The organism is Streptomyces sp. NPDC088387, assembly GCF_044753385.1.
GTDB lineage: Bacteria > Actinomycetota > Actinomycetes > Streptomycetales > Streptomycetaceae > Streptomyces.
Genome location: NZ_JBIVNC010000001.1, coordinates 756,537 through 771,055, shown reverse-complemented (window position 1 = coordinate 771,055; position 14,519 = coordinate 756,537). Strand labels below are relative to the sequence as shown.

11 protein-coding genes are annotated in these 14,519 nt (G+C 69.1%); 2 read left to right on the top strand and 9 right to left on the bottom strand.

The window, feature by feature from the left end; translation table 11 throughout:
* Positions 1-229: 229 nt before the first annotated feature.
* Positions 230-2,995: a glycosyl hydrolase family 95 catalytic domain-containing protein gene (locus tag ACIQAC_RS03540; RefSeq protein ID WP_402186546.1), complete on the top strand. Its 2,766-nt coding sequence runs from the start codon at positions 230-232 to the stop codon at positions 2,993-2,995.
* 52 nt (positions 2,996-3,047) lie between these two features.
* Here the strand turns inward: ACIQAC_RS03540 and ACIQAC_RS03535 are convergent, their stop codons facing one another.
* The 7 genes from ACIQAC_RS03535 to ACIQAC_RS03505 all read right to left on the bottom strand — a co-directional run bounded on the left by ACIQAC_RS03535 (position 3,048) and on the right by ACIQAC_RS03505 (position 11,759).
* Complete coding sequence (locus ACIQAC_RS03535; protein ID WP_402186544.1) at positions 3,048-4,193, bottom strand: aldose epimerase family protein; 1,146 nt, start codon at positions 4,191-4,193, stop codon at positions 3,048-3,050.
* Between the two features lie 99 nt (positions 4,194-4,292).
* Positions 4,293-5,537 (bottom strand): multiple monosaccharide ABC transporter permease, encoded by a 1,245-nt coding sequence (gene mmsB, locus ACIQAC_RS03530; protein ID WP_402186542.1) that lies wholly within the window; start codon positions 5,535-5,537, stop codon positions 4,293-4,295.
* Positions 5,534-7,084, bottom strand: a complete 1,551-nt coding sequence (gene mmsA / locus ACIQAC_RS03525) for a multiple monosaccharide ABC transporter ATP-binding protein (protein WP_402186540.1) — start codon at positions 7,082-7,084, stop codon at positions 5,534-5,536. Before mmsA ends, mmsB begins: the two co-directional genes overlap by 4 nt.
* A 32-nt stretch (positions 7,085-7,116) precedes the next feature.
* Positions 7,117-8,226 carry a multiple monosaccharide ABC transporter substrate-binding protein gene (gene chvE / locus ACIQAC_RS03520; RefSeq protein ID WP_402186538.1) on the bottom strand — a complete coding sequence of 370 codons (1,110 nt, stop codon included), beginning with the start codon at positions 8,224-8,226 and terminating at the stop codon, positions 7,117-7,119.
* A 144-nt stretch (positions 8,227-8,370) separates the two neighbouring features.
* On the bottom strand, positions 8,371-9,333 hold the full coding sequence (locus tag ACIQAC_RS03515; protein ID WP_402186536.1) for a hypothetical protein: 963 nt from the start codon (positions 9,331-9,333) through the stop codon (positions 8,371-8,373).
* A 279-nt stretch (positions 9,334-9,612) separates the two neighbouring features.
* Positions 9,613-10,602: a zinc-binding dehydrogenase gene (locus ACIQAC_RS03510; RefSeq protein ID WP_402186534.1), complete on the bottom strand. Its 990-nt coding sequence runs from the start codon at positions 10,600-10,602 to the stop codon at positions 9,613-9,615.
* Entirely contained in the window at positions 10,599-11,759 is a 1,161-nt protein-coding gene (locus tag ACIQAC_RS03505; RefSeq protein WP_402186532.1) for a mandelate racemase/muconate lactonizing enzyme family protein, read from the bottom strand. The genes ACIQAC_RS03510 and ACIQAC_RS03505 overlap by 4 nt, the downstream gene beginning before the upstream one ends.
* A 217-nt stretch (positions 11,760-11,976) precedes the next feature.
* On the opposite strand from ACIQAC_RS03505, the gene ACIQAC_RS03500 reads away from it, so the two are divergent.
* Entirely contained in the window at positions 11,977-12,783 is an 807-nt protein-coding gene (locus ACIQAC_RS03500; RefSeq protein ID WP_402186531.1) for a hypothetical protein, read from the top strand.
* A 124-nt stretch (positions 12,784-12,907) separates the two neighbouring features.
* Here the strand turns inward: ACIQAC_RS03500 and ACIQAC_RS03495 are convergent, their stop codons facing one another.
* The gene (locus ACIQAC_RS03495; protein WP_402186529.1) at positions 12,908-14,068 is read right to left on the bottom strand and encodes a glycosyltransferase family 4 protein; all 1,161 of its coding nucleotides are present in this window, start codon (positions 14,066-14,068) and stop codon (positions 12,908-12,910) included.
* Positions 14,069-14,108: 40 nt separating this feature from the next.
* On the bottom strand, positions 14,109-14,420 hold the full coding sequence (locus ACIQAC_RS03490; RefSeq protein ID WP_402186527.1) for a UDP binding domain-containing protein: 312 nt from the start codon (positions 14,418-14,420) through the stop codon (positions 14,109-14,111).
* Between the last annotated feature and the right edge of the window lie 99 nt (positions 14,421-14,519).

Below are 14,519 nucleotides of genomic sequence, written 5' to 3'. Positions count from 1 at the left end.
GCTCAACAGCAAAGCTGTCCGATACATCGGATCTCTGGGCGCGAGATCATTCTACCGTCTCATCAACTCGCACTGATCCACGCCCAGTTGAAGCCTTATTCTTTTTGTCAATCGAGTTGACTTAAGACCTTGACGGGTCAAAACGTCCAATGTTAACTGCGCATGACAAGGCGGCCGACGGTCCGCCGGGCCACCGGCTGCTCACACCCCGTCCCCGAAGAGGGTGATCATGGTGCAGAGAGTTCTGCGGTCCTTACCGCTGCTGGCGCTCCTTGCGGGGCTGCTGGCCGGTGGTGGGGCCGCCTCCCCCGCTTCCGCCGCGCCGACCGACGCCGCGTTCGACCAGTCCGCCGGTGCGCTCAACGTCGACCGCGCCGCCTACATGGCCAAGCATGACATCGTCTACAACCGGCCCAACACCAACCCCCTGCACGGACTGACCGTGGGCAACGGCCGTACCGGCGCGATGGCCTGGCACCAGAACGGCCTGACCATGCAGACGTCCGGCGTCGACCTCTCCGAGCAGTCGGCGTACGCCGCCGGGCTGGTGAACCTCCAGACCACCCCCGCGATGGACTCCGGCTACACCGACTACCAGCAGCGGCTCTCGCTGCACGACGGCACACTCGTCACCAGGTACGACAACAACCGCACGGTCACCGTGATGGGCGCGCCCAACTCGGAGGTCATGGGCATCCACGTCGACGACACCCGCGGCGGGGTCTCCAACGTCTCCTTCACGATGAGCATGTGGGACCCGGCGACCGTCACCAACATCGCGGACGTGCCCGACCTGAACACCTGGAAGACGATCTCCACCTTCGCCGACGCGGGCGTGGCCGGACTGAGCCGCGGCCAGGCCGACCCGCACGGCTTCGGCTACACCCTGGCCGCCACCGTCGAGGGCGCGAGCTACACCACCCAGGTCGTCGACTCGCGCACGGTCCGCGTGACGATCACCCCCACCTCCAGCTACACCATCTGGTTCACCGCCGCGAGCCGGATCAACGCGCCGAACCGGGACTCGGTCGCCCAGGCCCGCAGCCAGCTGAGCACGGTCAAGTCCACCGGCTACCCGACGACCCTGACGAACTACAAAAACTGGTGGCACACCTTCTGGGCCCGGTCGTTCGTGCAGTACTCCGGCCTGTCCGGGGACGCCGACTACCTGGAGAACGTCTACTACCTGTCCACCTACATGATCGCGGCGGGCGGCTTCGGCAACTATCCGTCGCACTTCATCAACGGTGTCTTCCGCGCCACCGAGGACAGATCGAAATGGAGCAACGGCTACTGGTACTGGAACCAGAGAGACGTCTATCTCTCGTTCCTGGCCTCCAACCACAGTGAGCTGATCGACCGTCACAACAACCTGTACCACCGCAACTACGCGAGCCTGAAGTCGTACACCCAGACCAGATACGGCGTGGACGGCCTCTGGGTCCCGGAGACCATGGGCTGGGACGGCAACGCGCGCGGCACGATCAACAGCGACTACACCAAGAACACGCTGTCCACGGCCTACGAGGCCGCCTACAGCATGTACATGCGCTACCGGTACACCAACGACCTCGACTACCTGCGCAACGTGGCCTATCCGTTTATGCGCGAGACCGCGAAGTTCTACTCGGCGACGCTGACCCGCGACCCCGCCACCGGCAGATACCACATGGCCAACTCCAACGCGCACGAGACGTACTGGAACGTCCGGGACGCCATCACCGACCTCGCCGCGGTCCGCTCCATCTTCCCGCTCACCATCCAGGTCAGTGAGCAACTCGGCCTCGACGCCGGACTGCGCGGCACCTGGCAGACCGTCCTGAACAACGTCACGCCCTACGTCGTGCAGAACGGCGCCTACCAGCCGCACCAGCCGCCCATCTCGCAGACCCGCAACAACGAGAACGTCTCCGCCGAGCTGATCTGGCCCTACGACCTGACCGGCATCGGCTTCCCCGACCACCAGACCGCCGTCAACACCTGGAACCAGCGGCCCTTCCCCTACGGCAACGTCTGGGCCAACGACGCCGTCCAGGCCGCCCGCCTCGGCCTGGGCAACGAGGCCTACCAGGGCATGAAGACCATGCTCCAGAAGTACCAGAACTACCCCAACGGCATGACCAACAACACCAACGGCGTCTTCGAGTACCTCGGCGTCCACCTGACCGCGCTCAACGAGTCGCTGCTCCAGAGCTACAACGACAAGATCCGGGTCTTCCCGGCCGCGCCGACCGACTCGTCCTTCGCCGGCAAGTTCACGCTGATGGCCAAGGACGGCTTCCAGGTCAGCTCGGAACGGGAGGCCGGCGAAACCAAGTACGTCGGCCTCAAGAGCCTGCACGGCAAGCAGGCCAGGGTCGTCAACCCCTGGAGCGGACAGCAGACACAGGTCCGCCGCGTCTCGGACGGCGCGATCGTCACCAGCGGCACGGGAGCCGAACTCACCTTCGCCACCGCCGCGAACACCGTCTACGTGGTCGAGCGCACCGCCAAACCGCTCAGCTCCTACGCCTCGACCCGGCTGACCGGCACCGCCAACCAGGGCCAGAAGTCCCTCAGCGGCACCGCCTCCACCCTCGGCACACCCAGGGCGTCACTCCCGTCCGGCACCATCGCCCTGCGCGCCCAGGCCAACAACCAGTACGTCAGCGCCGCGGGCGCCGGCGCGCAACCGCTGATCGCCAACGCCACGGCCGTAGGCACCTGGGAGCGGTTCGAACGGGTCGACCTCGGCAGCGGGAACATCGCCCTGAAGTCGGGGATCAACGGCAAGTTCGTCAGCGCGGAGAACGCGGGCGCCGCGCCGCTGATCGCCAACCGGGACGCGGTCGGCCCCTGGGAGACCTTCCAGGTGGTGCAGAACCCGGACGGCACGATCAGTCTCCGGGCGCAGGCGAACGGCAGATACGTCTGCGCCGAGGGCGGCGGCGCACAGCCACTGATCGCGAACCGGGACGCGATCGGCCCGTGGGAGAAGTTCCACGTGGTCACGTAGTGACGCGCCGGGCCCCCTCGCCGACGGAACCGGCGAGGGGGCCCGGTGTGCCTCACACGTCGAACGAGTGGACCGTCGACGTGCGGTACGTCCGCCCCGGCCGCAGCACGGTCGACGGGAACGCCGGCTGGTTCGGCGAGTCCGGGAAGTGCTGGGTCTCCAGGCACAGCCCGTCGCCCTGCCGGTACACCGAACCACCGCTGCCGGTGAGTGTGCCGTCGAGGAAGTTGCCGGAGTAGAACTGAAGACCCGGCTCGTTGGTCGCGATCCGCAGCGTCCGCCCCGACGACGGGTCCCGCAGGGTCGCGATGTGCTCGGGCCGGGACGTGATCCCCTTGTCCAGCACCCAGTTGTGGTCCAGGCCCTGCCCGTACAGCACCTGCTGATGCGGTACGCGGATGTCCTCACCGACACTCTTGGCGCGCCGGAAGTCGAACGGGGTCCCGGCGACCCGGGCCAGCTCCCCGGTCGGTATCAGCCCCGCGTCGACCGGTGTGAACCGCGAGGCCTCGATGGCCAGTTGATGGTCGTAGACGGTGCCGCTCGACTCGCCCGCGAGGTTCCAGTACACGTGACTGGTGAGGTTCACGACCGTCGCCCGGTCGGTGGTCGCCTCGTAGTCGATCCGCCAGTCCCCGTGCCGGGTGAGGGTGTACGTCACCTTCGTCCGCAGCGTCCCCGGGAACCCCATCTCGCCGTCGGCGCTCGTGTACCGCAGATACAGCCCGACATCGGTGCCCTTCACAAACGGCTCGACGTCCCACACCCGCTTGTCGAACCCCTGGGCCCCGCCGTGCAGCGTGTTCTCCCCGTCATTGACGGACAGTTGGTACGTCCTCCCGTCGAGTGTGAACCGCCCCTTGTCGAGCCGGTTCCCATAACGCCCGACGAGCGCCCCGAAATACGGACTGGAGGAAACGTAGTCCGCGAGGTTGTCGAACCCGAGCGACACGTTGGCGTACCGCCCCCGCCGGTCCGAGATTTCGAGCGCCTGGACAATCCCCCCGTAGGAAAGCACCTTGAGCCGGGTCCCACCGTTGGCAAGGGACCAGCGGTGAACCTTTGTCCCATCGGTGAGACTGCCGAACAGTTCTTTCACGGGCCTGCTGCCACCGGCGGCATGCGCGGTGCCCCCAGCGCCGGCGGCAATCCCCGCAGCAGTGGCCCCGGCGATGACGGTACGTCTGTTCAGTTCCATGTACGACTCCAATCGGGGGGAGTTGAACGGACCTGTTTTTCAGGGGCGCGGGGAACTGCGCGACGAGCCACAACGGACCCGCAGTCACCCGACAACCCGCTACGACCCGACCTTGCGCTTGTTCCACACGTCAAACCCCACGGCAGCCAACAGCACAAGCCCCTTGATCACCTGCTGCCAGTCCGTGCCGATACCGACGAGATTCATCCCGTTGTTCAGCACACCCAGCACAAGCCCGCCGATAATCGCGCCGAGCACCGTGCCCACACCCCCGCTCATCGACGCCCCGCCGATGAACGAGGCGGCGATCGCCTCCAGTTCGAAGTTGAGCCCGGCCTTGGGGGAGGCCGCGTTGAAGCGGGCGGCGAAGACCAGCCCCGCTAGGGCCGCGAGCATGCCCATGTTGAGGAAGACCAGGAAGGTGACCTTCTTGTCCTTCACACCCGACAGCTTGGCCGCCGGAAGGTTCCCGCCGATCGCGTAGATGTGCCGCCCGACGATCGCGTTGCGCATGACGTAGCCGAAGCCGACGAGCAGCGCGCCGAGGATCAGCAGCACGATCGGCGCGCCCTTGTAGCTGGCGAGCAGCAGCGTGAGCACCAGGATCGCCGCGCCGAGCGCGACCAGCTTCAGCAGGAACAGGTTGCGCGGCAGCACCTCCAGCGAGAACTCCTGCTGGCGCTTGCGGTCACGGAACTCCTGGAACACGATGAACGCGATCAGCGCGAACCCGAGCAGCAGGGTGAGGTTGTGGTAGTTCGTGTTCGGGCCGACCTCCGGCAGGAACCCGTTGGCGACCTTCTGCAACCCCTCCGGGAACGGGCCGAGGGTCTGCCCCTCCAGGAAGATCTCGGTGAGCCCACGGAAGATCAGCATGCCCGCGAGCGTCACGATGAACGACGGTATGCCGCCGTACGCGATGAAGAAGCCCTGGGCCGCGCCCGCGACCGCGCCCATGGCCAGGCACAGGATCACCGCGACCGGCCACGGCAGGTCGTTGCGGACCATGAACACGGCCGCCATCGAGCCGATGAACGCCGTCAACGAGCCGACGGACAGGTCGATGTGGCCCGCGATGATGACCAGCATCATGCCGATCGCGAGGATCAGGATGTAGCTGTTCTGGAGCACCAGGTTGGAGACGTTGCGCGGCAGCAGCAGATCGCCGTCGGTCCACACGGCGAACAGCGCCACGATCAGACCGAGCGCGAACAGCATGCCGTACTGGCGCATGTTGCGGCGCATGCCGTCCAGGAGCAGCCGGAGCAGACCGTTGCCGCTCCCCGCCCCGCTGCCGCCCGGCTGTGCGGGAGCCGGGCTCTTGGCGGTCACATCCGTGCTCATCGGGACACCTCTTTGTCCTTCGTCATCTGACGCATCAGCGCCTCCTGCGAGGCCTCGGCGCGGGAGAACTCGCCGGTGAGCCGGCCGCCGGCCATGGTGTAGACGCGGTCGCACATACCGAGCAGCTCCGGCAGCTCGGAGGAGATGAAGACCACCGCCTTGCCCTGGGCGGCCAGTTGGTCGATGACCGTGTAGATCTCGTACTTGGCGCCGACGTCGATCCCGCGCGTCGGTTCGTCCAGGAGCAGCACGTCCGGACCCGCGAAGATCCACTTGCTGAGGACGACCTTCTGCTGGTTGCCGCCGGACAACTTGCCCACCGGCTCGAAGACGGTCGGCGCCTTGATGTTCATGGACTTGCGGAACCCCTCGGCGACCTGCCGTTCCTCGTGTTCGTCGACCACACCATGGCGCGCGACCTTGCCGAGCGCGGTCAGCGAGATGTTCCGGTTGATGGTGTCGATGAGGTTGAGCCCGTAGTGCTTGCGGTCCTCGGTGACGTACGCGATGCCGTGTCTCACCGCCTCCGCGACGGTCTTCGTACGGATCTCCCGGCCGTCCTTGAGGACCGAACCGCCCGCGTACCGGCCGTAGGTGCGGCCGAAGACGCTCATCGCCAGCTCGGTGCGGCCCGCGCCCATCAGCCCGGCGATGCCGACGATCTCGCCGCGCCGCACGGACAGCGACACGTCGTCGACGACCTTGCGCTGCTGGTCGATCGGATGGTGCACGGTCCAGTTGCGGATCTCCAGCGCGGGCGCGGAGCCCGCCTCCGGCTCGTGCGGGGTGCGGTCCGGGAAGCGGTGCTCCAGGTCGCGGCCGACCATCCCGCTGATGATCCGGTCCTCGGTGGTCTCCGGGGCCTTCACGTCGAGCGTCTCGATGGTGCGCCCGTCGCGCAGGATCGTCACCGAGTCGGCGACTCTGCGGATCTCGTTCAGCTTGTGCGAGATCACGATCGAGGTGATGCCCTGGTTCTTCAACTCCAGGATGAGATCGAGGAGTTTGCCGCTGTCCTCGTCGTTCAGGGCGGCCGTCGGCTCGTCCAGGATGAGCAGCTTCACCTTCTTGGACAGCGCCTTGGCGATCTCCACGAGCTGCTGCTTGCCGACGCCGATGTCGGCGACCCGGGTGTCGGGGTGGTCACCGAGCCCGACCCGCCGCAGCAGCTCGGTGGCGTGCTTGAGGGTCCGGGTCCAGCTGATGATCCCCCGCTTGGCGTGCTCGTTGCCGAGGAAGATGTTCTCCGCCATCGACATGTACGGCACCAGCGCCAGCTCCTGGTGGATGATCACGATGCCGCGCTGCTCGCTCGCCCGGATGTCCCTGAACCGGCACGGCTCGCCCTCGAAGAGGATGTCGCCCTCATAGCTGCCGTGCGGATGGACACCGGAGAGCACCTTCATCAGGGTCGACTTCCCGGCGCCGTTCTCCCCGCAGATGGCGTGGACCTCGCCCTGGCGGACCGTCAGGGTGACGTCGGAGAGGGCTTTGACGCCGGGAAAGGTCTTGATGATCGAGCGCATTTCCAGGACGGGTCCCGCCATGGTCGTGCCTTCCAATCTCTGGACGCCGGCGGTTACTTGAGGTCGCTTTCCTTGAGGTAGCCGGAGTCGACCACGGTCGCCTGGTAGTTCTCCTTGTCGACGCTCACCGGCTCCAGGAGGTAGGAGGGCACGACCTTGGCGCCGTTGTCGTACGTCTTGGTGTCGTTGACCTCGGGCTTCTTGTCACTCAGCACGGCGTCGACCATGTTCGAGGCCACCTTGGCGAGTTCGCGGGTGTCCTTGTAGACGGTCATCGACTGCTCGTCCGCGATGATCGACTTGACCGAGGCGACCTCGGCGTCCTGGCCGGTGACGATCGGCAGCGGCTTGCTCGCGGAGCCGTAGTCGTCCGACTTCAGCGCGGACAGGATGCCGATCGAGATGCCGTCGTAGGGGGAGAGCACGGCGTCGACCCGCTCGGACTTGTAGGCCGAGGTCAGGATGTCGTCCATCCGCTTCTGGGCGGTGCCGCCGTCCCAGCGCAGGGTGGTGACCTGGTTCAGCGCGGTCTGCTTCGAGCGGACGACGAGCTGCTTCTTGTCGATGTACGGCTGGAGGACGTTCATCGCGCCCTGGAAGAAGTAGCGGGTGTTGTTGTCGTCGTTGGAGCCGGCGAACAGCTCGATGTTGAACGGGCCCTTCTCGCCGCCGCTCAGCCCGAGCTTGTCGAGGATGTAGTTGCCCTGGAGCTCGCCGACCTTCTCGTTGTCGAACGAGGCGTAGTAGTCGACGTTCTCGGTGCCGAGGATCAGCCGGTCGTAGGAGATCACCGGGATGTCGGCGTCCTTGGCCTGCTGGAGCACGTTGCCCAGTGACTTGTTGTCGATGGCCGCGACGATCAGGGCGTCCACGCCCTGGGTGATCAGGTTCTCGATCTGCGAGACCTGCTGGTCCGGGTCGTCCTCACCGAAGACCAGCCTGGTCTCGTACCCCTTGCCCTCCAGGTCCTTGACGACGTTGTCGCCGTCGGCGATCCAGCGCTCGGAGGACTTGGTGGGCATCGCGATACCGATGGTGGCGCCCTCGGTACCGCCCTTGTCCTCCTCGCTGCCGCCCTCACTGCTCTGCCCGCAGGCGGTCAGCGTCAGGGCGAGGGATGCGGCTGCGGCTATGGCGGAAACTGCGGCTCGGCGATTGCGCATGGTCATCTTCCTCGATGTCTCAGCACGGTTGGGGGGATGTGCGGTGTGCGGCAACGCTGGGCGGGCCCGCGAGGGCCGGACGGACAGGTGTGTGGGATTCTGTTTGGCTACGTCGTGTTGTGTGAAGAGGGCGCGTTCGAAACTTTATGAATATGTGTCGAAGCGCTTCAGTTGGCCGGGCAGGCGTGAGCCCAGCGGGGCCATGTCCCTGTCGGCGCCGTGCCGGGCCAGCAGATCCAGGGCCAGCCGGCCCCGCCGGACCCGCTCCTTGGCGGTCGCCAGGGTCAACTCCCGCAGGTGGTGGCCGTACGGATAGATACCGGGGGCCTTGGACAGGCCGAACTTGAGATACAGCGGGGCGCCGCGCCGGATCAGCTCGGCCACCTCGTACATCCGGACATAGCCGCCGAGATCGTCGGGGGCCTCGATGTACATGTCCATCGGCGCGGCCGACACCCGCCGGATCTCGGTGAGATGAGCGAGCGTCAGATCGCTGGGCACGTTGACCGAGTCGGCGCCGAGTCCCTCGAACACCGCGAACGAGGCCGGGTTGACCGGTCCGATCAGTGCGGACACCTTGAGGGTGGTGCCGGCCGGGAGGATGCCCGCCTTCCGGGCCCGGTGCAGGGTCCAGAGCACGCCCTCGTCGGCCACCAGCAGGCAGCGCACGCCCAACTCCGTTGCCCGCAGGGCGTCTTCGACGCATCCGGCGACGGCGTCGTGGCCGCGGGCGCGGGCTCCGCCGCCGCGCGAGTCGGTGCGTACCGAGGCGCCGGTGTCCCAGGTGCCGCGCGGGCCCGTGAACAGACAGAGTTCTATGTCCCGTTCGGCCGTCGCCTCGACCATCTCGGTGATCTCGGCGTCCGTGAGCATCCAGATGCCGCTGCCCTGGCTGATCCGATGGATCGGCACGTCCAGGCGTGAGGACTCCTTGAGTACGACGCCGAGTGCCTCGGGGCCCTCGCAGGACGGGATCTCGGTGCGCCAGCGGCCGCCGTCGGGGAACGTGTGCGGGGAGGTGTCGGCGGGGGTGGGTTCGGGGCCGGCCAGCCCCAGCGCACCTAGCGCCTGGGCGGCGGGCCGACGGGGGGTGGCGGGGTCTGTCACGGGTTGTCCTTCGGGGTCGGGAGTGCGCGATCGGAGGGGACGGCCGGGGGCGAATGGCGGCTGCGGGGCCGTTGTGGGTGGTTGCGCAGTTCCCCGCGCCCCTGTGTGGGGTTGTTGAGGTCGGGGGTGGGTGCGGGTCTGTTGTGGCTTGTCGCGCAGTTCCCCGCGCCCCTGTGTGGGGTTGCTGGGGTTGGGGGGTGGGTGCGGGTTCGGCGTGGCTTGTCGCGCAGTTCCTCGCGCCCCTTCGCGGCGTTGCCGATCCGGTTGGGTGGTGTGTGGCTATGGGTGGAGTAGGGCCTTGCCGGTGCCTGCCAGGGCGATTGCCTGGTCGAACTTCGTCAGGGGGAGTTCGTGGGTGATCAGGGGGGTTGGGTCGAGGAGGCCGGACGCGAACATTCGGACCGCGTGGGCCCAGGCGGCGGGCGGGGCACCGAAGACGGTGTGCACCTCCAGCTGCCGTACCACCAGGTCCGTCGGGTCGAGCCCGAGCGCGCCCGGCGCCGGGATCCCGGTCAGTACCAGCCGCCCGCCCCTGCGGAGCAGCGCGGCCGCGTCCCGCGCGGCGCCGGCGGACCCGGCGGCCTCGACGACGATGTCGAACGTACCCGTGCCCAGCCCGTCGCTCGTGCGGAAGTCCGTCGCGCCGGACGAACGGGCCAGGGCCGCCCGTTCGGCGTGGGTGCCGACGGCCAGGAGCTGCGCCGGGGACGTGGCCCGCAGGAACTGGACGGCGAGGATGCCGAGGGTGCCGGTGCCGAGTACGGCGACGCGCTCGCCGGGCCGGGCGTCCGCCTTGAGGGCCGCCGCCGCGACACACGCGGCCGGTTCCAGCAGCGCGGCGGCCGTGAGGTCGGCGGTGTCCGGCAGGGTGTGCAGCAGCCGGGCCGGCAGGGTCAGCGTCGGGGCCATGGCGCCCGGCAGGGTGAACCCGGTCTCCTCGTACCCGGCGGTGCACAGCGTGGTCTCACCGGCGTGGCAGCGTTCGCAGACCTGGCAGTTGCGGAAGCCCTCCCCGACGACCTTGCGGCCGACGAGGGACGCGGGGACGCCGGGGCCGGCCTCCGCGACCGTCCCGGACCACTCATGGCCCGGCGTGAGCGGGTAACGGACGTACCCCTCGGGCCGGTTGCCCTGGTACAGCTCGCGGTCGCTGCCGCAGAGACCGACCGCGTGCACCCGCACGAGCGCCTCGCCGGGACCGGGCGGGCGGGGGGTGTGCGGGACCAGCCGGTGGACGCCGGGCGCCTCGACGACGACGGCCGCGCTCACCTCGCGCTCCCCTTCGGCCGGCGCTGCTCCCAGCCCTCGGCCCACAGGTCGAACCGGGCCTGCTGCTGCGGGAACCCGGCGGCGGCGTCGATGTCCAGCTCGACCCCGAGGCCGGGGGCGTCGGAGCGGTGGAAGTACCCGTCGACCACCTGCGGGGCCCCCTTCACCACACTCTTGATCTCCGCGTCCGCGAAGTCGTTGAAGTGCTCCAGGATCTTGAAGTTCGGGGTGCTGAAGCCGACTTGGAGCGAGGCCGCCGTCAGTACGGAGCCGCCGACGTTGTGCGGGGCGATCAGCATGTAGTGGGTCTCGGCGGTGGCGGCGAGCTTCCGGGTCTCCCAGATGCCGCCGATGTGGCCCACGTCGGGCTGGATGACGTCGACGGCCTGGCTCTCGAACAGCTCGCGGAACTCGATCCGGTCGTGGATCCGCTCACCCGTGGCGATCGGGAGGTCCACCTTCGCGGCGACCTTCTCCAGTGCCTTGAGGTTCTCCGGCGGCACCGGCTCCTCCAGCCAGGCGGGCCGGAAAGGGGCGAGTTCGTGCGCGAGCCGTACCGCGGTGGAGGGGGAGAAGCGTCCGTGCATCTCCAGCATCAGCTCGGCGTCCGGTCCGATGGCGTCCCGTACGGCCTCGATGAGCGAGACGGAGTACCGGGTCTGCGCGTGGTCGAGTTCGTAGTGCCCGGTGCCGAACGGGTCGATCTTGAGGGCCTGGTAGCCGCGGTCGATGACCTGCCGGGCGGCCTTGTAGTAGGCCTCCGGGGTCCGCTCGGTGGTGTACCAGCCGTTGGCGTACGCCTTGATCCGGTCGGTGACCCGGCCGCCGAGCAGCTGCCAGACCGGGACGCCGAGGGCCTTGCCCTTGATGTCCCAACAGGCCATCTCCACCACGGCGATGCCGGACATCACGATCTCCCCGGCGCGGCCGTAGTCGCCGTACTTCATCCGCCGTACGAGATCCTCGGTGGCGAACGGGTCGGAACCGACGATGTGGTTGGTCTCGGCCTCCTCCAGATATCCGGTCAGCGCGTCGGTGCGGCCCAGCATGCGGGTCTCGCCGACTCCGGTGATCCCCTCGTCGGTGTGCACCTGGACGTAGGTGAGGTTGCGCCACGGCGTCCCGACGACGTAGGTGCTGATTCCGGTGATACGCACGGCAGTTGCCCCCGATACAAGGGTGTTCGATATATCGACCGACGTTCGAAATGCTGGCGTGACAGTACGATCGGGGTCGTGGACGCGTCAATGGGTCACGTCAATGACGCTGTCCGTGACGGTGAAACCCCGCCACGCCGGAACGAGCCGTTCCCCACAGAATCTTCACAGTTGAGGCTATGAACGTTGTCGAGCCGGAACTTAATCTTCCCGCGTCATGGACTACTGCCACCCGTGCCGACGGCACCTCAACGGCGCCCTTGCGTGCCCGGGGTGCGGCACCCCCGCCGAACAGCTCCGCTCCTACGCGGAGGAGACGGTCGTACACACCGTTGTGCACACCGACGTCCGTACCGACGTGGTGACAGTGGTGCGCTCGGAGCCGCGCGACGCGCCCGCGGACACCGACGACGCCTACGACGACGATGCCTACGACGATGACGACGGCCCCGGTGGTGAGGACGACGGGAACGGCCGCTCCGGCCGGGGGAGTTCCCGGCGCCGCGGCCGGTCGTCCGGCGCGAGCCGCCGCGACCGCAAGGCGGCGGCCCACCGGCGGCGGCGGCGCACCGTCCTGTTCGTCGGCGCGGGTTTCCTGCTGGCCGCAGGCGGGCTGAGCCTCGCCGAACTCGGCATCGACGGACCCGGTTCGGCGCCGAAACCGGCCGTCGCGGGCGACGAGTCGCCCGAGGGCGGCAAGGCGGACGAGGCGACGGAGACGGGGACCCCGACGGGCGCGGGCGCCCCGGGCGCGTCCCCGTCCGACGACGCGTCGCCGTCGGGATCGCCGTCCGGTTCACCGTCGGAGTCCCCGGACGAGTCGGACGCGGCGACCCCCACGGAGACCGCGGGGACCTCACCGGCGGGCGACACGGTCCCGGTCGACAACCCCTCGACACCCACCGAGGAGTCCCCGGCGAAGCCCACGGACGACCCGACCACCAAGCCCCCGCAGGACGACGACCCCACCCCGGACCCCACCCCGTCAGAAACCTGCGACCGCTTCCTGTGGTGGTGCAGCTAGCCCCCGGCCCGGTCGCGAGCCCTCCGCCGGGCGGGAGCCCCTTGCCGGGTGCCGGCCTCACCGCACCGGGCGCCGCCACGTGCCGGGGGCCGGCCACGCACTCGGCCAGGCCCTGCGTCGGGCGCTAGCCTCGTATCGGGCCGGTCATCGCCGGGCGGGGGCGGGTGGTTCCGTCGGACGTCGCCTCTTTCACCCACATCTCCAGACGGTCCGCGAAGTCCGATGCCTGTTCCGCCCAGTCGAGTTCGGCCAGGGCTGCCGCGCGGCCGTGGGCGGCGCTGGTCAGGCGGAGCCGTTCGTCGGTGCGCAGCCGCCAGATCGCCGCGGCGGTCGCCGCCGGGTTCTCGTACGGGACGAGGAGCCCGCAGCGGTGCCGGGCCACCAGGCCCGCGGCCAGCGGGGTCGGCGTGGTCACCACGGGCACCCCGTGGGCCATGTACTCGACGACCTTGGTGGGCCGTGAGTGACGGTAGTTGGGCTGGTCGTGCAGCAGGGAGAGCCCGGCCAGGGCGCCCCGGATCAGCTCCAGGGCACGGTCGTTGGGCTGGTAGCCGTGCCAGCGCAGCACCCCCGCCCGGTCCGCCTCGGCGAGCACACCCTTCACTTCCGGATCGGCCGCCCCGATCACCTCGACCCGTACGTCCGGGCCGACAAGGCGGGCCGTCTCGATCAGGTCCAGCGCGCCGCGCGCCCGTGACAGATGCCCCAGGTAGACGACCCGGTCGGTGCCGGGCGCCGGCGGCGGATCGGCGGGCACCGCGGGGAAGTTGGGGACCACGGGGTGCGCCCGGCGAAACCGCTCCTGGTACGCGTGCTCGGCCAGCAGCAGCCGTACATGGCGCTCTGCCAGATGTTCCGCGGCCCGCACCACCACCTTCAGCGGTGGCCGCAGCAGCGCGGGCACCCAGCGTTTCATCACCAGCGCCGCCGCCGTGTCCTCGTGCACGTCCCAGACCGCCACCGGGGCCCGGCCGTCCCGCCGCCACCGGCGCAGTGTGCCGGGCAGCGCGAGCAGCAGCTCCGGGTCGTGCAGCAGCACCACGTCCGCCTCGGCCCCGTGCCCGGCGAGCAGGGCGCGCGCCGCCCGAAGCGCCGTACGGCGGTCCCGTCCGCACGCGCGCGGGAGGTCGATGCCGACGACGTCCGGATGCGGTACCACCCCGCGCGCCGCGAACGGGGCCGCGTACAGGATCCGGTGGCCGCGCTCGCGCAGGGCGGCGATCTGGCGGTGCAGTATGCGCGCGTCCTCGGGATGGTGGACGACCGTGACCACGAGTATCCGCATCAGAGCAGTACCTTTCGGCTCCGCGTCCGGGCAGGGCCGGCTACAGCACCTCGACCCCGGGCCGGAAGATCCGCCCCCGGGTGTCGAAGAGCAGCCGGGCCGTGTCGGCGAGGGCGGGCAGGTCGTAGGAGGAGTGGTCCTGGAGCAGGATCGTCAGGTCGTGGTCGGCCGCCGCGGCCAGCGGGTCGTCGACGCGGGGGACCGGCACGTCGTCGACGGACCACCCCGGCACATGCGGGTCGTGGAAGTGGACCTCCGCCTCCCGCTCGCGCAGCAGCCGCGCCACGGGCAGCGCCGGGGTCTCCCGGCGGTCGGCGATGTCCGGCTTGTAGGTGATGCCGAGCAGCAGCACCCGCGAGCCGTGCAGCGGGCGCCCCGCAGGCCTCGCAGCTGCTGACCCGGCTCGACGAGGACGACCCCTGCGACCTGCTGGTCCTTCGCGGGCGCAGAC